This window comes from Halomonas llamarensis (assembly GCF_023555005.1).
In the GTDB taxonomy this organism is placed as follows: Bacteria; Pseudomonadota; Gammaproteobacteria; order Pseudomonadales; family Halomonadaceae; genus Vreelandella; species Vreelandella llamarensis.
Genome location: NZ_JAMJPJ010000006.1, coordinates 26,127 through 44,073 on the forward strand (window position 1 = coordinate 26,127; position 17,947 = coordinate 44,073).

General features: G+C 56.5%; 19 protein-coding genes. 13 read left to right on the top strand and 6 right to left on the bottom strand.

Translation table 11 applies throughout. The features are described from left to right. Positions 1-13 precede the first annotated feature (13 nt). Genes rsmA through M8006_RS05695 form a run of 4 tightly spaced genes read left to right on the top strand, consistent with a single transcriptional unit; the run spans position 14 to position 3,209 of the window. Positions 14-829 carry a 16S rRNA (adenine(1518)-N(6)/adenine(1519)-N(6))-dimethyltransferase RsmA gene (gene rsmA / locus M8006_RS05680; protein ID WP_250080500.1) on the top strand — a complete coding sequence of 272 codons (816 nt, stop codon included), beginning with the start codon at positions 14-16 and terminating at the stop codon, positions 827-829. Then, complete coding sequence (apaG, locus tag M8006_RS05685) at positions 826-1,203, top strand: Co2+/Mg2+ efflux protein ApaG (RefSeq protein ID WP_250080501.1); 378 nt, start codon at positions 826-828, stop codon at positions 1,201-1,203. Before rsmA ends, apaG begins: the two co-directional genes overlap by 4 nt. 48 nt (positions 1,204-1,251) lie before the next feature. Further along, positions 1,252-2,067, top strand: coding sequence for a symmetrical bis(5'-nucleosyl)-tetraphosphatase (locus tag M8006_RS05690; protein ID WP_250080502.1), 816 nt, complete (start codon positions 1,252-1,254; stop codon positions 2,065-2,067). After that, complete coding sequence (locus M8006_RS05695) at positions 2,064-3,209, top strand: tRNA nucleotidyltransferase/poly(A) polymerase-related protein (protein WP_250080503.1); 1,146 nt, start codon at positions 2,064-2,066, stop codon at positions 3,207-3,209. The genes M8006_RS05690 and M8006_RS05695 overlap by 4 nt, the downstream gene beginning before the upstream one ends. A gap of 21 nt (positions 3,210-3,230) precedes the next feature. Here the strand turns inward: M8006_RS05695 and folK are convergent, their stop codons facing one another. Together folK and folB are read right to left on the bottom strand one after the other, a co-directional pair. Beyond that, positions 3,231-3,773, bottom strand: coding sequence for a 2-amino-4-hydroxy-6-hydroxymethyldihydropteridine diphosphokinase (folK, locus tag M8006_RS05700; protein ID WP_250080504.1), 543 nt, complete (start codon positions 3,771-3,773; stop codon positions 3,231-3,233). Next, a complete protein-coding gene (gene folB, locus M8006_RS05705; protein WP_250080505.1) occupies positions 3,773-4,141 on the bottom strand; it encodes a dihydroneopterin aldolase in 369 nt (122 codons plus the stop codon). The genes folK and folB overlap by 1 nt, the downstream gene beginning before the upstream one ends. A 113-nt stretch (positions 4,142-4,254) precedes the next feature. Between folB and plsY the strand changes: the two genes are divergently transcribed. Continuing rightward, positions 4,255-4,830, top strand: a complete 576-nt coding sequence (gene plsY, locus M8006_RS05710) for a glycerol-3-phosphate 1-O-acyltransferase PlsY (protein ID WP_250080506.1) — start codon at positions 4,255-4,257, stop codon at positions 4,828-4,830. Here plsY and tsaD read toward each other — a convergent pair. Next, a complete protein-coding gene (tsaD, locus tag M8006_RS05715; RefSeq protein WP_250080507.1) occupies positions 4,814-5,878 on the bottom strand; it encodes a tRNA (adenosine(37)-N6)-threonylcarbamoyltransferase complex transferase subunit TsaD in 1,065 nt (354 codons plus the stop codon). The genes plsY and tsaD overlap by 17 nt on opposite strands. Positions 5,879-6,125: 247 nt before the next feature. On the opposite strand from tsaD, the gene rpsU reads away from it, so the two are divergent. The 3 genes from rpsU (at position 6,126) to rpoD (ending at position 10,357) form a co-directional block, all read left to right on the top strand. Continuing rightward, complete coding sequence (rpsU, locus tag M8006_RS05720; protein ID WP_160419605.1) at positions 6,126-6,341, top strand: 30S ribosomal protein S21; 216 nt, start codon at positions 6,126-6,128, stop codon at positions 6,339-6,341. A 102-nt stretch (positions 6,342-6,443) separates the two neighbouring features. Continuing rightward, on the top strand, positions 6,444-8,288 hold the full coding sequence (gene dnaG / locus M8006_RS05725) for a DNA primase (protein ID WP_250080508.1): 1,845 nt from the start codon (positions 6,444-6,446) through the stop codon (positions 8,286-8,288). Between the two features lie 218 nt (positions 8,289-8,506). Next, on the top strand, positions 8,507-10,357 hold the full coding sequence (gene rpoD / locus M8006_RS05730; RefSeq protein WP_250080509.1) for an RNA polymerase sigma factor RpoD: 1,851 nt from the start codon (positions 8,507-8,509) through the stop codon (positions 10,355-10,357). A 102-nt stretch (positions 10,358-10,459) separates the two neighbouring features. Here the strand turns inward: rpoD and M8006_RS05735 are convergent, their stop codons facing one another. Continuing rightward, positions 10,460-11,113, bottom strand: a complete 654-nt coding sequence (locus M8006_RS05735) for a hypothetical protein (protein ID WP_250080510.1) — start codon at positions 11,111-11,113, stop codon at positions 10,460-10,462. 142 nt (positions 11,114-11,255) lie between these two features. On the opposite strand from M8006_RS05735, the gene M8006_RS05740 reads away from it, so the two are divergent. The 4 genes from M8006_RS05740 to mtgA all read left to right on the top strand — a co-directional run bounded on the left by M8006_RS05740 (position 11,256) and on the right by mtgA (position 15,498). Then, positions 11,256-12,623: an L-serine ammonia-lyase gene (locus tag M8006_RS05740; RefSeq protein ID WP_250080511.1), complete on the top strand. Its 1,368-nt coding sequence runs from the start codon at positions 11,256-11,258 to the stop codon at positions 12,621-12,623. Between the two features lie 89 nt (positions 12,624-12,712). After that, positions 12,713-13,822, top strand: coding sequence for an S-(hydroxymethyl)glutathione dehydrogenase/class III alcohol dehydrogenase (locus tag M8006_RS05745; protein WP_250080512.1), 1,110 nt, complete (start codon positions 12,713-12,715; stop codon positions 13,820-13,822). 48 nt (positions 13,823-13,870) lie between these two features. Further along, positions 13,871-14,725, top strand: coding sequence for an S-formylglutathione hydrolase (gene fghA / locus M8006_RS05750; protein ID WP_250080513.1), 855 nt, complete (start codon positions 13,871-13,873; stop codon positions 14,723-14,725). Positions 14,726-14,772: 47 nt separating this feature from the next. Beyond that, positions 14,773-15,498 carry a monofunctional biosynthetic peptidoglycan transglycosylase gene (gene mtgA / locus M8006_RS05755; RefSeq protein WP_250080514.1) on the top strand — a complete coding sequence of 242 codons (726 nt, stop codon included), beginning with the start codon at positions 14,773-14,775 and terminating at the stop codon, positions 15,496-15,498. Positions 15,499-15,519: 21 nt separating this feature from the next. Here the strand turns inward: mtgA and M8006_RS05760 are convergent, their stop codons facing one another. Both M8006_RS05760 and M8006_RS05765 read right to left on the bottom strand, forming a co-directional pair. Beyond that, positions 15,520-16,293 (bottom strand): EAL domain-containing protein, encoded by a 774-nt coding sequence (locus tag M8006_RS05760; protein ID WP_488592956.1) that lies wholly within the window; start codon positions 16,291-16,293, stop codon positions 15,520-15,522. A gap of 21 nt (positions 16,294-16,314) precedes the next feature. Beyond that, the gene (locus M8006_RS05765; RefSeq protein WP_430886808.1) at positions 16,315-17,268 is read right to left on the bottom strand and encodes a DMT family transporter; all 954 of its coding nucleotides are present in this window, start codon (positions 17,266-17,268) and stop codon (positions 16,315-16,317) included. A 138-nt stretch (positions 17,269-17,406) separates the two neighbouring features. On the opposite strand from M8006_RS05765, the gene M8006_RS05770 reads away from it, so the two are divergent. Continuing rightward, positions 17,407-17,796 (top strand): DUF4168 domain-containing protein, encoded by a 390-nt coding sequence (locus M8006_RS05770; RefSeq protein WP_250080515.1) that lies wholly within the window; start codon positions 17,407-17,409, stop codon positions 17,794-17,796. Positions 17,797-17,947 lie beyond the last annotated feature (151 nt).

Sequence of the window (17,947 nt, forward strand, 5' to 3'; positions counted from 1 at the left end):
GGAATTTCGCTTCATGTCTCACGTGCCGCAACACCGCGCTCGAAAACGCTTTGGGCAGAACTTTCTTCGCGACCCCGGCATTATCGGACGCATCATTCGCGCCATTGGCCCGCGCGACGGTGACCGGCTCGTTGAGATTGGCCCCGGGCAAGGGGCACTGACCGAGCCGCTTTTAGAGGAAACGGGCAAGCTGGAAGTCATCGAGCTTGATCGTGACTTAATCCCTGGGCTGCGGGTGCAGTTTTTTAATTACCCTGAGTTTGTGATTCACGAAGGCGATGCGTTGGCGTTTGATTTCGACGCGCTGAAGGGTGACGGCCCGTCGCTGCGTGTAGTGGGTAACTTGCCTTACAATATCTCCACGCCGCTGATCGTGCACTTGCTTGAAGCCGAAGACGCCGTGGCGGATATGCACTTCATGCTGCAAAAAGAAGTGGTCGAGCGTTTGGCGGCAGAGCCGGGCGGCCCCGATTGGGGACGGCTATCAGTGATGGCACAGTACTACTGCCAGGTGGAGAAGCTTTTCATCGTGCCGCCGGAAGCGTTTGTGCCGCGCCCGAAAGTGGACTCGGCGATTGTGCGTTTAACCCCTCACGCGACGCTTCCCCAAACCGCCCATGATACAGCGCTTTTGTTTTCCCTGGTGAAGCAGGCGTTTGGTCAGCGGCGCAAGACGCTGCGCAATAACCTCAAAGGCCGCGTGGATACCGATACGCTGGAAGCGCTCGGTATCGACCCCGGCCGTCGCCCGCAAACCTTAACGGTGGAAGAATTTGTGCGCATTGCTAACCGTGTCGCCACGGATGACTCAGGAGGGAATGAAACGTGAGCGCATTACCCATTCACGTTGCGATCACCGTGGACTACAGCGCCCAGGAGTCCAGTGTCGCGGAGGCGCGCCATGTGTTCAGCTACCGCGTCACCATTGAAAACAACAGCCCGCACAGCGTTCAGTTACTCGCACGCTACTGGAAAATCACTCAAGGCAGCGGCGCCTGCCAAGAAGTGCGCGGCAAGGGCGTAGTTGGGCAGCAGCCGCTGATTGGCCCTGGGCAGCGCTTTCGCTACACCAGCCGGGCCATTCTGCAAACGCCTGTCGGCACCATGGAAGGCGCGTATACGCTGCTGGATACCTCGACGCAGCGCGCCTTTGATGTGAACGTTGCGCCATTTAGCCTGGCGGCGCCGCTGGCGATTCATTAACGACGATGCACTCATAACACGGCACAAAACGTCTTCAGGGAGTTCTCAATGAGCACTTACGTGATCGGCGATCTCCACGGTTGCCACGCGGAGTTTGTCGCGCTGCTGGAAAAACTCGCTTTCAACCCCGACCGCGACCGGCTTTGGCTGGTGGGCGATCTGGTCAATCGCGGGCCCGGCTCGCTTGCATGCTTGCGTGAAGCTCAGCAGATTAACGCCCGCTGCGTGCTGGGCAATCACGACTTCCACCTGCTAGTGGCGGCTCGAGGTGGCGGTAAGCTGCGCAAAAACGACACGCTGGACGACATCTTAAGCGCGCCCGACCGTGAGACACTGCTTGACTGGCTGCAACAACAGCCGCTCACCGTGCGCGAGGGTGAAACGCTAATGGTGCACGCGGGGATTCTGCCATCGTGGTCGCTGGCGCAAGCGCAGTCGCTGGGCGGCGAGGTACAAAATGCGCTGCAAGGCGAAGCGTCGGGTGCTTTTTTGCGCGATCTTTTTGGTAATCAGCCGGATCGCTGGCGGGACGATTTGGCCGGGATGGACAGGCTACGCTGCATCGTCAATGTGATGGCGCGCATGCGCTTTATCACCGCCGATGAGCGGTTAGATTTTGCCGCCAAGCAAGGGCTCGACAGCGCCCCCGAAGGGTTTTCGCCGTGGTTTCAGTGCCCCCGGACCGATCGAGCGCGACTTTTGTTTGGCCATTGGGCCGCGCTTTCGGGCCAAACGCCAGAAGCTGCCATCGATGTCCACGCGCTGGATACCGGCTGCGCTTGGGGTGGGGCACTGACCGCATTGACGCTGGAGACCGGCGAGCTAACGTCAATACCGAGCCATGAGGCAGGACGTAAACCATGAGCGCAACGCGCGAGCAAGGTTCGTGGCGAGACCCTTTGCTAAAAGGACTTGAGGTGTATCGCGTCGGCGGGGCAGTACGCGATGCGTTGCTCGGCTGGCCGGTCTATGACAACGACTGGGTGGTGGTCGGCGCCACGCCCGAAATGATGCGCGCACGTGGCTTCAAGCCGGTAGGGCGCGATTTCCCCGTTTTCCTTCACCCGGACACCGCTGAGGAGTATGCCCTGGCGCGCACCGAGCGTAAGGCCGGGCACGGTTATGTCGGCTTTGAGGTGCACGCAAGCCCCGATGTCACGCTGGAAGAGGATTTGCAGCGCCGCGATTTAACCATCAACGCCATGGCTGAAGCGCCAACCGGCGATATTATCGACCCGTATGGTGGGCGCCAAGATATTGAGGCGCGCGTGCTGCGCCATGTGTCGGACGCGTTCAGCGAAGACCCGCTTCGCGTACTGCGCACCGCGCGCTTTTTGGCCCGCTACGCCGAGCGTGGCTTTCGCATTGCCGAAGAGACTCAAGCGCTGATGGCGCAGGTGAGCGAGAGCGGCGAGCTTGAGCATTTGGCCGCCGAGCGGGTTTGGGTAGAGAGCGAGAAAGCGCTGGGTGAACCGGTACCCAAGGCGTATTTTCAAGCGCTAAAGGCGTGCGGGGCACTTGAGGTGTGGTTTCCCGAGCTCGCAGGCGATGCCTTCGACGAGGGTGTGGCGGCCATGGCGCAGGTGCCTGAGCACGGGGCGACTCAGTCGCACTGGCGCTACGCGCGGCTGGTGTCAGCACTTGACGACCACCAACGCGACGCCCTTGCCGCGCGGCTCAAGCTGCCTAAGGCGGTCGCACAGCTGGCTACGCACAGCGCGCTCACCCAGCGCTTTTTAGCGGGTGCGCAAACGCCTGACGCGGCACTCAAGTGGCTGGCACGGCTGGATGGCTGGCGCAGGCCCGAACAAGTGGCAACCCAGTTGGCACTGGTGGAAGTGCTTTCGCCATCGCAAGCGGCAACGTTGCGCTTCGCGTGGCAGCAGGCCGCCGCCGTTAGCCCCAAAGCGCTGGTGGACGCGGGCTATCAAGGCGCAGAAATTGGTAAGGCGCTGGATCAAGAGCGCCTGGTCGCCATTCAGCGAGCGCTATCGGCAGGGGGGTAACATATAGGCGCTTACGTGGCGTTAGCGCGCAGCGGCAAGCGCGATGGGGTCAGCCTGAGAGATCAAACGCCCGCGCCAAGTGAAATCCACCGGCCAGAGCCGCTGCGCGCCGAGATCAAAACGCTGCCATAAGGTGGTGTAGAGCGTGCCACAAGCCGGGTGTCTCTCACTGGGTAAAAGTTCCGCGAGCGGCTGTAACACAAAAGCGTTGCGCGTGATTTCGTCGCGGGGAAGCGTCACGCCCTCGATAACGCCGCAGCGTGCGCCGACGGTCAATAGGTCGATATCCAGCGCGCGTGGACTAAACTTGGGTGTGTTTGAGCATCGGCCGTGCTCGGCTTCCAAGCGTTTGGCCCATGCCTGAAGCTCTCCCGGCGAGGCGTCGCTTTCAAATGCCACCACCAGATTGTAAAAGTTGCGGCTGTCGTCAAAGCCGACCGGCTCGCTCTCAAATACGCGTGAGATCTTAAGTGCGCCAAAGCGTGCCGTTAGGGCATCCAGGCAGAGGCGAATATGGCGAGCGGGGTCGATATTGCTGCCCAGGCTGACGGTCACTTGTTGCATCACGCGTTCTCGTTCGGCAGGGTGCCGCGGCGGATGGTCAGCCCGACGCTGCGCGCACTGGGCACCGCCCCCGGTTTGCGCACGGTAAGCTCAAGCCAAGTAAGGGGGAACTCATGTCGCAGGGTTTCAACAAGACGCTCAGCGAAGGTTTCGACCAGCGCAAACCGGTGTTCGCGGGCAAAATGCTGAATGCGCTGGCAGATCGCGGCATAATCCAGAGTAAGGCGTAAGTCGTCGCTGGCCGCCGCCGGGCGAATGTTGGTGGCAAGTACCAGATCCAGGCTAAGTGACTGTGAAATGGTGCGCTCCCACTCATATACGCCGATCACGGTGTCGACGTCGAGCGCTTCGATAAAGATGCGATCCATAAACTTTCCCCTGCGATAAGTCAGGAATTGTACTTGAGGCGGGCGGGAAACGACAGTCGCCCGCCAGCAAAATCCGCAGGCGCAGGGCAGTGGGTAAATAAGGGGAAAGCGCCATGCTGTGGGTCATAGTGGGCTACTTAAGCGGCAGTTGGCTGTCATCATTGAGTGTTTGTCGGCTGGCCGGTGTGGCGGACCCGCGTGGGCGCGGTTCTTGTAACCCGGGTTTTTCCAACGTGTTGCGCCTTTACGGGCCGAAACTTGCTGGCCTCACGCTACTGCTCGATGCCGCTAAGGGCGTGCCGGCGGTGCTGGGTGCAAACGCGTTGGGCTATCCGGTATGGCTCCAAGGTGTGGTGGGTCTTGCGGTATTGCTTGGCCACAGCTACCCGCTGTGGCACGGCTTTCGCGGTGGTAAGGCGGTGGCGAGTGCGTTCGGCGTATTGCTGGTATTGACCCCCGCTGTTGCGCTGATCAGCGCGGCGGTATGGGCGCTTTGTGCGTGGCAGCTGAGAACAGCCGCGATGGCCTCGCTTTTCAGCGCGCTAACCGCGCCGCTTACGTGTATCTGGCTTGATCCGGCGTATGTCCCAGTGGTTGGCGTGTTTAGCCTGATGGTGCTGGCGCGCCACTGGGCTAACCTGCGGTGTATTCGGCGCGGGGAAGACGCGCGCGTTAAACATCGGCGCTAAGGGCGGTATCGGGCGTGCTGAGCTGATCCAGCGGCCAGCGCGGCGTAGCTTGCATTTGCCCTGTGGCGTCGCGCTCGCCTGCGGCTAAGCGTTGAGCGCCAACGTAAGCCATCATGGCGCCGTTGTCGGTGCAAAAGCGCCCGCGTGGATAATAGGCGCGCGCCTTGCGCTTTTCACACTCGACGGCTAAGCGCTCGCGCAGCCGCGTGTTGGCGCTGACACCGCCAGCCATGACGATACGCTTCAGGCCAGTTTGGTCTAGCGCGCGGCGGCACTTGATCGCTAGGGTATCCACCACGGCTTCTTCAAAGGCGCGGGCCACGTCAGCGCGGGCTTGCTCGTCAAGCACGTCGCTCGCTTCTAGCTCGCGAATCGCGGTTAGCGTATGGGTTTTTAAACCGGAAAAACTGAAATCCAGCCCCGGACGGTCGGTCATCGGGCGAGGAAAGCGAAACCGTTTGGGGTCGCCTTGTTCCGCCAGGCGGGCCACGTGCGGGCCGCCGGGGTAGGACAAGCCGAGCATTTTGGCGGCTTTGTCGAAGGCTTCACCGGCGGCGTCGTCGACCGACTCCCCCAGCAGCTGGTAGCGGCCGACCCCTTCTACGGCTACGAGCTGGGTGTGCCCGCCGGAGACCAAAAGTGCGACAAATGGAAACTCAGGCGGCTCGTTTTCCAGCATTGGCGCGAGCAAATGGCCTTCCATGTGGTGCACGCCGAGCACCGGAATATCTAGTGCCCGCGCCATGCCGTGCGCGGTCGCCGCGCCTACCATCAACGCGCCCACAAGGCCGGGTCCGGCGGTGTAGGCGATACCGTCAAGGTCTTGGCGCGTTAAGTGGGCCTCGCGCAATACTTGCTCGACCAACGGCAAAAGTTTGCGCGTGTGATCGCGGGAGGCAAGCTCCGGTACGACGCCGCCATACTCGGCATGCATGGCGATTTGGCTATAGAGCGCATCGGCAAGAAGTCCATCGCCGCCTGGGTAAGCGGTGTCATAGATGGCAACGCCGGTTTCATCGCAGGACGTTTCGATGCCCAGTACGCGCATAATGAGACTCCCCGAGCGTGATTGTTGATCATTGGAAAAAAGCGATTTTAGCAGCTTGCGACTCGTTTGTGCGCCGCGCTGCGTGTAAAAATGGCTGCAATGATTTGCAAAGCAAGCGTACCACTACTAGAATATCGTGCGCTGTAAACAGGGTCGTACACGATAGGCGTTTTATACGCTTTCCATACTGGATTTATCGTGTGCGCACTATCCGAACTCAAGATTCCTTAAGGTAGGTGAGTGCTTAATGCCTTCTGTAAAAGTACGTGATAACGAGCCGTTTGACGTCGCCCTGCGTCGCTTCAAGCGTTCTTGCGAAAAAGCCGGCGTTCTGTCTGAAGTACGTCGTCGTGAGAATTATGAAAAGCCGACTGCAGAGCGCAAGCGCAAAGCGGCAGCTGCCGTAAAACGTCACGCGAAGAAAATTCAGCGTGAACAAAAGCGCTTCGAACGTCTCTATTGATCCGTACCGGGAGAGCCTTGTGTAAGTGGTTCTTCTAGAAGGATGCCAAGCGGCTGCCTACGGGTAGCCGTTTGTTTTTCGTATTGGTGAGGCTTTTCCTGTATGGCCGGCCAGATTCCCCAGACGTTTATTGATGACCTGCTTGGCCGCGTTGACGTGGTTGAAGTGGTGGGTGAGCGCGTCCAGCTCAAAAAATCAGGGCGTAACTACTCAGGTCTTTGCCCTTTTCATCAAGAAAAAACGCCATCGTTTACGGTGAGTGCCGACAAGCAGTTTTACCACTGCTTTGGTTGTGGGGCTCACGGCAATGCGCTGCGTTTTTTGATGGAGTACGACAAGCTACCCTTTCCGGAAGCGGTTGAGCAGCTTGCCGGTCGCATGGGGGTAGACGTGCCCCGTGAGGGCGCGGACGATCCGCGTGAGCGCGAGCGGGAAAAAAAGCGCAAGCAAGGCGTTAACCTTTTAGAATTAGCCGCAAGCTTCTATCGTGAAAGGTTAGCCATGCAAGAAGGGCAGGCCGCTCAATACTATTTAGCGGATCGCGGTTTGTCGCCGGAGGTGGTTAAAACCTACGGCATCGGTTATGCCCCGGCGGATTGGGAATCTCTTAAGCAGCATCTTAGCGAGCGTGGCGTAAGCGAAGCGGTGCAGGTGGAATATGGTCTGTTGATCCACCGCGAAGATTCCGGTCGCAGCTATGACCGTTTTCGCGACCGAGTGATATTTCCGATCCGCGACCTGCGCGGGCGCACCATTGCGTTTGGTGGGCGAGTGCTTGGTGATGGTAAGCCGAAGTACCTAAACTCTCCCGAGACGCCGGTGTTTCATAAAGGCCGCGAGCTTTACGGCCTTTATGAAGCACGCCAGGCGCCGGAAAAAATTGAGCAGCTGGTGATGGTCGAGGGCTATATGGATGTGGTGGCGCTTGCGCAGTTCGGCATCCATAACGCGGTGGCCACGTTGGGCACGGCAACGACCGAGGATCACCTTAAGCGGCTGTTTCGTTTGGTGAGTCGCGTGGTGTTCTGTTTTGACGGTGACCGCGCCGGGCGCCAGGCGGCGAGCCGCGCGCTAGAAACGGCGTTGCCGCAGATGATTGATGGTCGCGAGGCGCGCTTTCTGTTTCTGCCCGAAGGCGACGACCCTGATGACCTAGTACGCCGGGAAGGCGCGCAGGCGTTCAAAGATCGTGTCACCTGTGCCATGCCGCTTTCAGAGTTTTTGTTTGAGCAGGCGTCCCAAGGTCGCGACTTGAACAGTGTCGAAGGCCGTGAGCGTTTTGCTAGCCATGTGCTGGCGGCGCTAAACCACGTGCCGGAAGGCATGCTCAAATCGCTTCTGTTGGAAGAGTTGGCGAAACGGAGCGGCCTACGCGAGGCACAGTTGGAAGCCTTGCTAGCAAAGCGTGCGGCTAAAACGTCCACCATGTCTGATGGGGCGAAGGCGCAACCGCAGTTGAGTGAGAGCCCGCAAGAAGAGGCGATGGCGCCAGAATCCGTCGGGGAGGATGCGCCGCGCCGCGCTGGCGTGCTTTCGCCGGTGGCGCGGGTGCTGCAGCTGCTGCTTCACGAGCCGCGTTTGGTTGAGGTTATCGAGGAGCCGCTGGATTGGCTGCCAGATAGCGCTGACGGCAGGTTGTGCCGCGAATTAATTGCGCTGCTCAAAGCAGGGCGTTATCGCAGCCCGCAAGTGCTATTGGCCCACTTTCAAGGCAGCCAGCAAGGCCAAATGCTGGCTGAACTTGCTCGGCGTGAGCTTTTGATTCCGAAGGCTGCTAGGGAGGAAGAGCTAAAGGGCATGATAGCGCACTTGCAGCAACGGCAGCGCAAGCGCTCGCCAGAGCAGGAATATAAGGCGTTGATCGCCCAGGAGCGTGCCGGACAAAAACTCGATAGTACGCAACGCGCCCACCTCGCTCGCTTAGTGGTCGAGCTCGCTCAGCGCTGAAAAGTCGGAAAAGAGGTAGCCGGGGTTGAATTTTGGCAACTTACCTCAAGATAAAGGCTACTCATCAAAATTGGCCGAACTAAATAAACTAACACACCTGAATGACCGCGAAAATACGTCAAGCTGGAAAATAACCCGCTGCTCACGCTATACTGTTCGGCTGGTTGTACGTTCAACGTTTCAGGTGCTTCATTCTTCTTCGTCGAGATAGGGTTTCTATGGCTGGAAATGCGCAGCAGCAGTCACGTCTGAAGGAGTTGATCGCGCGGGGTAAGGAACAAGGCTTCCTCACTTACGCGGAGGTCAACGACCATCTACCTGAGGATATCGCTGATCCGGATCAAGTGGAAGATATCATCGGCATGATCAACGACATGGGTATTAGTGTCGTTGAAGAAGCGCCTGATGAAGACACTTTGATGATGTCGGATCACTCTACCGATGAGTCCGCCGCCGAAGAGGCGGTAGCGGCACTGGCAGCGGTAGAGAGCGACGTGGGTCGTACTACCGACCCGGTTCGCATGTACATGCGCGAAATGGGGACGGTCGAACTTTTGACACGTGAAGGCGAGATTGAAATCGCCAAGCGAATTGAAGAGGGCACCCGCGAGGTGATGTCTGCGCTGGCGTATTTGCCTGGCGCGGTAAGCTCTATTCTCGATGCCTATGACGCCACGCAAGATGAAGAAGCCCCGGGGCGGCTATCGGATTTGTTCTCTGGCTTTATCGACCCAGATGAAGGCATCCCCGGCGTGGCTGAAGCCGAAGTGCCCGAGCCAGAACCTGTAGCAGAAGTTGACGAAGACACCGCAGAGGGTGGCGAGGACGAAGACGACGACTCCACGGCGAATGAAGGCGGCCCCGACCCAGAAGAAGCACGGGCGCGTTTCGAGCAGATTCGCGAACAGAATGCGGCGGTAAACGCCGCATTTGAAACGCATGGTCCTCGCACTCCCGAAGTGAAAGCAGCGCAAAAGCGTTTAGCTGAGCTCTTTTCACCCATTAAGCTCGTGCCCAAGCACTTTGAGCGCCTAGTGGGTCAGATTCGTATTAGCGTTGAGCAAGTACGTGCGCAAGAAAAGGCGATCATGCAGCTGTGCGTGAAAAAAGCCAAAGTGCCACGCAAAACGTTCATTAAAGCGTTTCCCGGCAATGAGTCGCGCAAGGCGTGGTTGAATGAGTTTCAAGAAGGTTTTCCCAAGTACGCGGACCGCTTAGAACCGCTACGGGCTGATATTGCGCGTTCGCAGCGCAAAATTGCCTTTGAAGAAAACATGGTGCAGCTCAACGTCGGTGAGTTGAAAGAGGTTAACCGGAAGCTTTCCATTGGTGAAGCCAAGGCGCGCCGCGCTAAGAAGGAAATGGTTGAGGCGAACCTGCGCTTGGTAATCTCGATTGCTAAGAAGTACACCAACCGCGGCCTGCAATTTTTGGATCTTATCCAAGAAGGCAATATCGGGTTGATGAAAGCGGTGGATAAGTTTGAATACCGCCGTGGCTATAAATTCTCTACCTATGCGACTTGGTGGATTCGTCAGGCGATTACCCGCTCCATTGCCGACCAAGCGCGTACGATCCGTATTCCGGTCCACATGATTGAGACGATCAACAAGCTCAACCGTGTTTCGCGCCAGATGCTTCAAGAAATGGGCCGCGAGCCGACACCGGAAGAGCTGGGCGAGCGCCTAGAAATGCCGGAAGACAAAGTGCGTAAGGTGTTGAAGATCGCCAAAGAACCAATCTCAATGGAGACGCCGATTGGTGACGATGACGACTCCCACTTGGGCGATTTCATCGAAGACAGCACGATGCTGTTGCCGGTCGATATGGCCACCGGCGAAGGCCTGATCGAAGCCACTCGCAATGTTCTTGGCGGCCTCACTGCAAGAGAAGCCAAGGTATTACGGATGCGTTTCGGTATCGATATGAACACCGACCATACGCTGGAAGAAGTCGGTAAGCAGTTTGATGTTACGCGTGAGCGAATCCGTCAGATCGAAGCAAAAGCGTTGCGTAAGCTTCGCCACCCAAGCCGCTCGGAGCCGTTGCGTTCGTTTTTAGACGAGTAGGCATTAAACCGGCGGGTAAAAAAGCCAAGTCGAAAAAAAAGCCCTTGCAGCGCTTAACTAGCTGCAGGGGCTTTTTGTTAGATCACGGTTAGCGGGATGCTATTACGTGCTGGCTAGCCGGGTCCGATAAATGCGCCGGGCAAGCAAAACTAGCTCTACCATCGCGATCAATATCATGCTGTAACCCAAAAGCTCGACGACTTCTTCGGCCATGTCTTTTACATCGCGCGTATAATGTTCTTGCATGACGGTTTGCCAGAACGCTTGACGCCCGAAAAGGCGAGAAAAAATATAGGTAGTAAGCACACCGGCCGTAAACAACCCTAACGAGAGCGTATTGCTATAGTGGGAAAATTCAGCGAGAAAATGTCGCCGCTGAATCACTGCCCACGTGATAGAGGGGATAACGATCAAGGTGACCAAAATTTTCCACGTGTGTTCTGCCACGTAAGCATCGAGAAAATGATCTTGTTCTCGCACCAGAGAAGCGGCAATAAAGGCCAGTAGCAATAGCGTTACGTTGGGCCAAACGCGCAGCACGTGACGAGCATACACCAGCAGCAAACATGCGGTGGCGAGAACCAAGGTTTGCATGAACTCGGTAAAACCTAGCTCCGAGAAGCGAACGGCGGGCAGGTACTTTGCCTCCCAATAAGCGCCTTGAGCAATCAAGCCTATCAATAAAGTGTAGATAACGGTGCGAACAAAAAGAGAACGAAAAGCAATCTGCCAAGTCGGTTCTGTGTGAGTCTTCATGGAATCCTTGATCGGCATGACGGCACGCGAAAGTCTCCGGGCGCGCGTGATAACGTGGCAATAAACATACGTGTGTGAATGCTTATTATATCGTCACTTTTTTGAGTTCGCACGCAAATAAAGACACGAAAAGGGAGCGGTCATGGCCATTAGCGTATTTGATTTGTTTCGTAGGGGGATTGGGCCATCAAGCTCACACACGGTAGGGCCTATGCGCGCAGCTCGCGATTTTTTGCTGTCACTGGGAAAAGCGCCTGTCACACGCGTTGACGTTACCCTACGCGGTTCGCTTGCCGCCACTGGGAAAGGTCATGGCACCGACCGCGCTGTGGTGATGGGGTTGCTGGGCGAAGCGCCGGAAACGCTCAACCCCGACGGCATTGACGCGCGCTTGCAAGCGCTTGATAGGGGCGCGCCGCTCGATTTCCCTAACGGTCAGGCTGTCGCGTTTTCGATGCATGAGCATATTGCCTGGGATGAAACGTGCCTGCCGTTTCACCCTAATGCCTTACAACTTGTTGCGTTCAGCGGCGAGCAGGAAGTGGCGCACAATACCTACTATTCGCTAGGTGGTGGCTTCTACATTGATCAGGCACAAGCGGACGCGGGAGACGTCGGGGAGGATGCCTCGTTGCTTCGCTACCCGTTTGATACCGCCGCCGAGCTACTGACCCAGTGTCGGATGCACGGCTTGAGCATCAGCCAATTGATGCTTGAAAACGAAAAAACCTGGCGTGATGACGCATCAATACACCGTGAGTTACTCACCATTTGGGACGCGATGCGTGAAAGTATCGATAACGGCCTAAACGCCCGAGGTCATTTGCCCGGCGGGCTGAACGTACGCCGCCGGGCGTATGAGTTGCATCAGCGGCTTTTGCACCCGGCTGAAAATGAGCGCCTCATCGTATCGACCTTCTCGGCGATGGACTGGGTTAATCTTTTTGCGTTAGCCGTCAATGAAGAGAATGCCGCAGGGCGACGCATGGTGACTGCGCCCACTAATGGCGCGGCGGGAATCGTGCCAGCGGTGCTGGCGTACTATCTGAAATTTGAACCTGATGCCAGCGACGACGATGTGGTGAATTTTCTACTGACGGCGGGAGCAGTGGGTATTCTGTGCAAGAAGAACGCATCAATCTCCGGCGCTGAAGTGGGCTGCCAGGGTGAGGTGGGCTCCGCCTGCGCGATGGCAGCAGCAGGCTTAGTCGATGTGCTTGGCGGCACCCCTGAACAGGTTGAGAATGCTGCCGAAATTGGGTTGGAGCACAATTTAGGCCTCACCTGCGACCCGATAGGCGGGCTTGTGCAGGTGCCGTGCATTGAGCGTAATGCGATTGCCTCGGTCAAGGCGATCAACGCCGCGCGTATGGCGCTCAACGGTGACGGCGAGCACTTTGTCTCACTGGATAAGGTGATTCGCACCATGCGCGATACCGGTCGCGATATGCAGGATAAGTACAAAGAGACGTCAAAAGGAGGGCTTGCAGTGAACGCGATTGAATGCTGATGTATCAGTTTTGTACGCATTTGGTTTATCCCACCGGCCTGACTGACCTACACTAGCGCCAGTTATTTTTGAACGACTTGGAGATGATGATGAAATCACGTGCTGCCGTTGCGCTAGACGCCGGTAAACCGCTCGAACTCACCGAGATTGATGTGGAAGGCCCGAAAGCGGGGGAAGTGTTGGTTAAAATGGCCGCCACGAGTGTCTGCCATACTGACGCTTTTACGCTTTCTGGCGCTGACCCAGAAGGTAATTTCCCCGCCGTGCTAGGCCATGAAGGCGCCGGTGTGGTGCAAGAAGTGGGCGAAGGTGTGGCCAGCGTGAAGCCGGGTGACCATGTGATTCCGCTATACACCGCCGAGTGCGGTAAGTGTAAATTTTGCTTGTCGGGCAAAACCAACCTGTGTGGCGCCGTGCGTGCGACCCAAGGTAAAGGCGTGATGCCCGATGGCACCTCGCGTTTCTCGCTCGACGGCAAAAAACTACATCACTACATGGGCACTTCGACGTTCAGCGAATATACCGTGCTGCCGGAAGTCTCGCTCGCCGTTGTCTCAAAAGAGGCGCCGATGGATAAAATCTGTCTGCTCGGCTGTGGTGTCACGACCGGCATTGGGGCGGTGCTGAACACAGCAAAAGTCGAGCCCGGGGCGACCGTCGCGGTATTTGGCCTAGGCGCGATTGGCTTGGCGGTCATTCAAGGTGCCGCGATGGCGAAAGCCTCACGAGTTATCGCCATCGATGTGAACCCCGATAAATTCGAGCTAGCCAAGCAGTTCGGCGCCACTGACTTCGTCAATCCCAAAGATTACAGTGACCCGATTCAGCAAGTGATCGTGGATCTGACCGATGGTGGTGTGGATTACTCCTTTGAGTGCATCGGCAATGTCAACGTCATGCGCTCGGCGCTTGAGTGTTGCCACAAAGGGTGGGGTGAGTCGATTATCATTGGTGTGGCCGGCGCAGGCGAAGAAATTTCCACTCGTCCGTTCCAGCTGGTGACCGGCCGCGTGTGGAAAGGCTCTGCCTTTGGCGGCGTGAAAGGGCGCACTGAGTTGCCTGGCTATGTCGACCAGTATATGAACGGGGACATCAATATCGACGATTTCATTACCCACGATATGCCGTTTGAGAACATCAACGACGCGTTTGATCTGCTCCACGCGGGCAAGAGTATCCGTACCGTTCTGCATTACTGATTATTTTGACTAACTCGCTTTTATAAGCCCGTCACCAGGAGCCAGCCCATGAGTATGAGTGAAACGTTAGAACTGGTCTCGGCCAACCGCAGTTTTGGCGGCTGGCACAAACGCTATCGCCACTATTCGAGGGCGTTGGATTGCGACATGGTGTTTGCGGTGTATTTACCGCCTCAAGCTGAAAAGGAGCGCGTACCGCTGCTCTGGTGGCTCTCGGGGCTGACCTGCAACGATGAAAATTTCATGCAAAAAGCCGGTGCCCACCGTGTGGCGGCAGAGCTTGGCGTGGCGATTATTTGTCCCGATACCAGCCCACGCGGTACGGACCTTCCCGGTGAGCATGACAGCTATGACGTAGGCTCGGGTGCTGGTTTTTATGTGAACGCCACTCAGGCGCCGTGGAAGTCGCACTACCGTATGTACGATTATATCGTTGAAGAGCTACCCTCTGTGGTGCGTCAGCACTTCCCGGTTAATGGGCGTGAATCGATCAGTGGGCATTCGATGGGCGGCCACGGCGCGTTGATTCTGGCGCTGCGCCATCCAGGGCGTTTTCGCTCGGTGTCGGCCTTTGCGCCGGTGGTGAACCCAATGGAGTGCTCTTGGGGACAAAAAGCGTTTAGCGCGTATCTGGGCGACGATGTGTCACGCTGGCGCCAGTACGACGCTTGTGAGCTGGTGGCTAATGGCGCCTCGCGTCAACGCTTATTTATCGATCAGGGCGACGCCGATCCGTTCCTTAAAGAGCAGCTCAAGCCTGAGCGGTTAGAGGCAGTGTGCGACGCCCATGATCACCCGCTGACGCTGCGCCGCCAATCGGGCTACGATCATAGCTACTTTTTTATCGCCTCGTTCATTGACGACCACCTGCGCTATCACGCCGAGCATTTGTATAAGCGCTAAGTCGTATTAATGCTTATTCGCAGATGATTAAGACGTAGGGAGTGCGCATGTTGAAACGAGCGCTGCGCCGATTGGCGGGTAGGCTATGGCGCTGGCTGTGGCGCGGCGTTCTGGCATTTGTGATCCTTTCGGTGGCATTCGTGCTGCTTTTTCGCGTGGTGCCGCCGCCTGGGTCGATGGTGATGGTTGAGCGCAAAGTGCAAAGCTGGATAGCTAGCGAACCCATTCGTTTGCAGCGCGAGTGGCGCGACTGGGACGACATGGCCTCTGTGGCCAAGTTGGCGGTGATCGCGGCGGAAGACCAGCGTTTTCCTGATCACTACGGTTTTGATCTCATAGAGATCAAGCGTGCGGTCGAAAATAGACTTGCCGGTGGGCAGTTACGCGGCGCAAGCACGTTAAGCCAGCAAACGGCAAAAAACGTATTTCTCTGGAGTGGGCGTAGCTGGGCGCGCAAGGGGTTCGAGCTGTGGTTTACGCTGTTGATCGAACTGGCCTGGGGCAAACAGCGTATTCTTGAGGTGTATTTGAACGTTGCCGAGTGGGATACGGGGGTTTTCGGGCTAGAAGCGGCCGCCCAGCACTACTTTGGCGTCTCTGCTAATGCGCTTAACGAGCGTCAAGCGAGTCTTTTAGCCGCCATTCTTCCTAGCCCGCTCAATCGCAGTGCGGCAGTACCAAGTGCCCAAGTAGAACAGCGCAGCCAGTGGATTCGCCAGCAAATGCGCAACTTAGGCGGCGCGCACTACCTTGAGCGTATTGCCAGACCTTAACTCGCCAGTGGCGTATTGCGACTAATCGTACAGTGCGTCGTCAACCATCGCTAATGCCTCAAGGCTAGGTCGTGCAAAATAAAAACCTTGTTGTACTGGAAACCCCAACGCTAATAAACAGCGTGATTCTTCCCGCGTTTCCACACCTTCGGCAACGAGCGAGACGTTAAGCTGTTCGGCAAGTGTTACGACACTGCTGAGAATAGCTTGCCGACGCGTGTCGGTATCGCACCCCATGACCAATGTACGGTCAATTTTGAGTGAGTCGGGGCGTAGGTCGGTGAGCAGGTCAAGATTGGCAAAGCCATTGCCAAAATCGTCCAGTGAAGTGGTGAATCCCATTGCGCGGTAGCTATCGATAATATTGCGCATGTGCTCGCGATCTTTCACTCGTTCGGTTTCGGTAATCTCAAAGTTGAGCCGTTCAATGGGCCAGCCAACCCGCTTCGACGTTTCCAGTGTCGCTTGAATACATGCCTCGGGTTCATACACCGCATTGGGTAAAAAGTTGATTGAGAGGCGCTCTTGCATATCGAGTTCACTGGCAATCTCGATCGCTTTAATGCGGCACTCTTGGTCAAAGCGGTACATCAAATCATCGGTGATTTGCGACAAAATACTGCCGGCGGATTCCCCTTTTGGACCGCGCACCAACGCTTCGTGATAAATAATGCGCCGTTTAGACACATCGACAATCGGCTGAAATGCCATGGTAAATGCAAACGGCACGGGGCGATCGCAGCGGTTGCAGTGGCCGTTAACCCGCGCACACTGCTGATTCGTCGAGCTATTCATAGTAGTCTTAATTTACCCATATTATGATGCTTTAGCATTATTTTGCGCTGTTTTGACGACTAATACTACGCCAATAATGGCGATAGCCATTCCTAAAAGCCCTAACCACGGCAGGCGTTCGTTAAACAGCCACCACGCCTGTAGCGCGGTAACCGGTGGTACTAAGTAAAACAGGCTAGCAACTCGCGATGCTTCACCCTTTTTGATCAGTGCCATGAGTAACAAAATAGCGGTGATTGACAAAATGAGCACGAGCCAACCCAACGTTAAAATAAACGTAGGTGTCCAGCTAACTTGGCGTGTCTCAAACACTAGGGCGCCGCTACCCAGTAACAACGCTGCCGCCATGTACTGAATCGCCGTTCCCGGCAAGAGCGGCATATGCGTGCAGAACCGCTTTTGGTAGAGCGTGCCGATCGAAATCCCCAGGAGCGCAGCGGTAACACTCGCGAGCGCCCCAAGGCCAAAGCCGTCAAAGAGTGATTCCGTCGGATCGAGTTTGCTGCCTAGCACCAAGCTTATCCCCACGAGCCCTAATACCAGCCCTATCCATTGCCGCTTAGTCAGTGTTTCACCCAGTAGTGGGCCAGCGCAGGCGGCGGTTAAAAGCGGCTGAAGCCCGACTAGCAGTGACGCAAGCCCTGCAGGCATGCCCAAATAAATGCCGTAAAAAACACCGCCTAAATAAGTGCCGTGAACCAAGCAGCCCGTCACGGCAATATGCCCCCAAAGTGCTGGCGAGGTAGGCCAGGGTACACGCATGACCATCACCAATGGCAAAAGTAGCAACAGCGTGCAAATAAAACGGATAAACAAAAACGTAAACGGCTCCGCATAGGGCAAGCCGAATTTTGCCCCGATAAAGCCCGTACTCCATAGCAGCACAAACACAATGGGCATCGCCGCAAGCCCTAGTTCACCCGGTGTTGCATGGCGCAGCGAGTTCGCAAAGCGCGTCAGAGATGTATTGGCCATAAGATTCCTTTTTTACAAACTGTTACTTAAAAACTTGAACCTGATCCGAACACAGTCATCATAGAAGGTACGTTCGCAACGCATCTGCATAGCAACGTGCTTTTCCACAACCATTTTGTTCACTACCAAGAGGTATCTATGCAACGTTTGACGGCTCTATTTTCTGCAGCGCTTCTCGCCACTGGCTTAATGGCCACAGCAGCTCACGCTCAGCAATCGCAAGACTCTGCACAAGATCCCATGGCAACCCAACAAGCACCGGTGCAGGACTTCTCAGATAATCAACTTCAGCAGTTTGCTGATGCCTCAAAAGAGATCGCGGTCGTTTCTCAAGAATATACTCAGCGTTTGCAGTCAGCAGAAGGTGAGCAAGCGCAGCAAGAGGTGCGTTCTGAGGCTAACGACAAAATGATCGAAATCGTTGAAGACAGCGGCCTAGACGTCGATACCTTTAATGCCATTGGTCAAGCGATTCAGCAAAATCCTGATATGATGCAGCGTGTTCAGGAAATGGCAGAGCAGTCGTAATATCGGCTTTGCCAAGGCAGATTTCTCAGTCTGCCAGATTTTGCTTAAATAGCGAATCCCGTCAGCGTGGCTAACGCCGCCTAAAAGCCCGGCTCCTTTAAGGGGGTCGGGCTTTTTGCGGCGTGCGCTTTACGTTTTCAGGTAGGCCTTC

What these genes read in the sequence shown, in the direction of transcription:
- rsmA (WP_250080500.1), top strand. Translation starts at nt 14, where the DNA reads ATGTCTCACGTGCCGCAACACCGCGCTCGAAAACGCTTTGGGCAGAAC.
- M8006_RS05690 (WP_250080502.1), top strand. Translation starts at nt 1,252, where the DNA reads ATGAGCACTTACGTGATCGGCGATCTCCACGGTTGCCACGCGGAGTTT.
- M8006_RS05695 (WP_250080503.1), top strand. Translation starts at nt 2,064, where the DNA reads ATGAGCGCAACGCGCGAGCAAGGTTCGTGGCGAGACCCTTTGCTAAAA.
- folK (WP_250080504.1), bottom strand. Translation starts at nt 3,773, where the DNA reads ATGCAACAAGTGACCGTCAGCCTGGGCAGCAATATCGACCCCGCTCGC.
- folB (WP_250080505.1), bottom strand. Translation starts at nt 4,141, where the DNA reads ATGGATCGCATCTTTATCGAAGCGCTCGACGTCGACACCGTGATCGGC.
- plsY (WP_250080506.1), top strand. Translation starts at nt 4,255, where the DNA reads ATGCTGTGGGTCATAGTGGGCTACTTAAGCGGCAGTTGGCTGTCATCA.
- tsaD (WP_250080507.1), bottom strand. Translation starts at nt 5,878, where the DNA reads ATGCGCGTACTGGGCATCGAAACGTCCTGCGATGAAACCGGCGTTGCC.
- rpsU (WP_160419605.1), top strand. Translation starts at nt 6,126, where the DNA reads ATGCCTTCTGTAAAAGTACGTGATAACGAGCCGTTTGACGTCGCCCTG.
- dnaG (WP_250080508.1), top strand. Translation starts at nt 6,444, where the DNA reads ATGGCCGGCCAGATTCCCCAGACGTTTATTGATGACCTGCTTGGCCGC.
- rpoD (WP_250080509.1), top strand. Translation starts at nt 8,507, where the DNA reads ATGGCTGGAAATGCGCAGCAGCAGTCACGTCTGAAGGAGTTGATCGCG.
- M8006_RS05735 (WP_250080510.1), bottom strand. Translation starts at nt 11,113, where the DNA reads ATGAAGACTCACACAGAACCGACTTGGCAGATTGCTTTTCGTTCTCTT.
- M8006_RS05740 (WP_250080511.1), top strand. Translation starts at nt 11,256, where the DNA reads ATGGCCATTAGCGTATTTGATTTGTTTCGTAGGGGGATTGGGCCATCA.
- M8006_RS05745 (WP_250080512.1), top strand. Translation starts at nt 12,713, where the DNA reads ATGAAATCACGTGCTGCCGTTGCGCTAGACGCCGGTAAACCGCTCGAA.
- fghA (WP_250080513.1), top strand. Translation starts at nt 13,871, where the DNA reads ATGAGTATGAGTGAAACGTTAGAACTGGTCTCGGCCAACCGCAGTTTT.
- mtgA (WP_250080514.1), top strand. Translation starts at nt 14,773, where the DNA reads ATGTTGAAACGAGCGCTGCGCCGATTGGCGGGTAGGCTATGGCGCTGG.
- M8006_RS05760 (WP_488592956.1), bottom strand. Translation starts at nt 16,293, where the DNA reads ATGAATAGCTCGACGAATCAGCAGTGTGCGCGGGTTAACGGCCACTGC.
- M8006_RS05765 (WP_430886808.1), bottom strand. Translation starts at nt 17,268, where the DNA reads ATGGCCAATACATCTCTGACGCGCTTTGCGAACTCGCTGCGCCATGCA.
- M8006_RS05770 (WP_250080515.1), top strand. Translation starts at nt 17,407, where the DNA reads ATGCAACGTTTGACGGCTCTATTTTCTGCAGCGCTTCTCGCCACTGGC.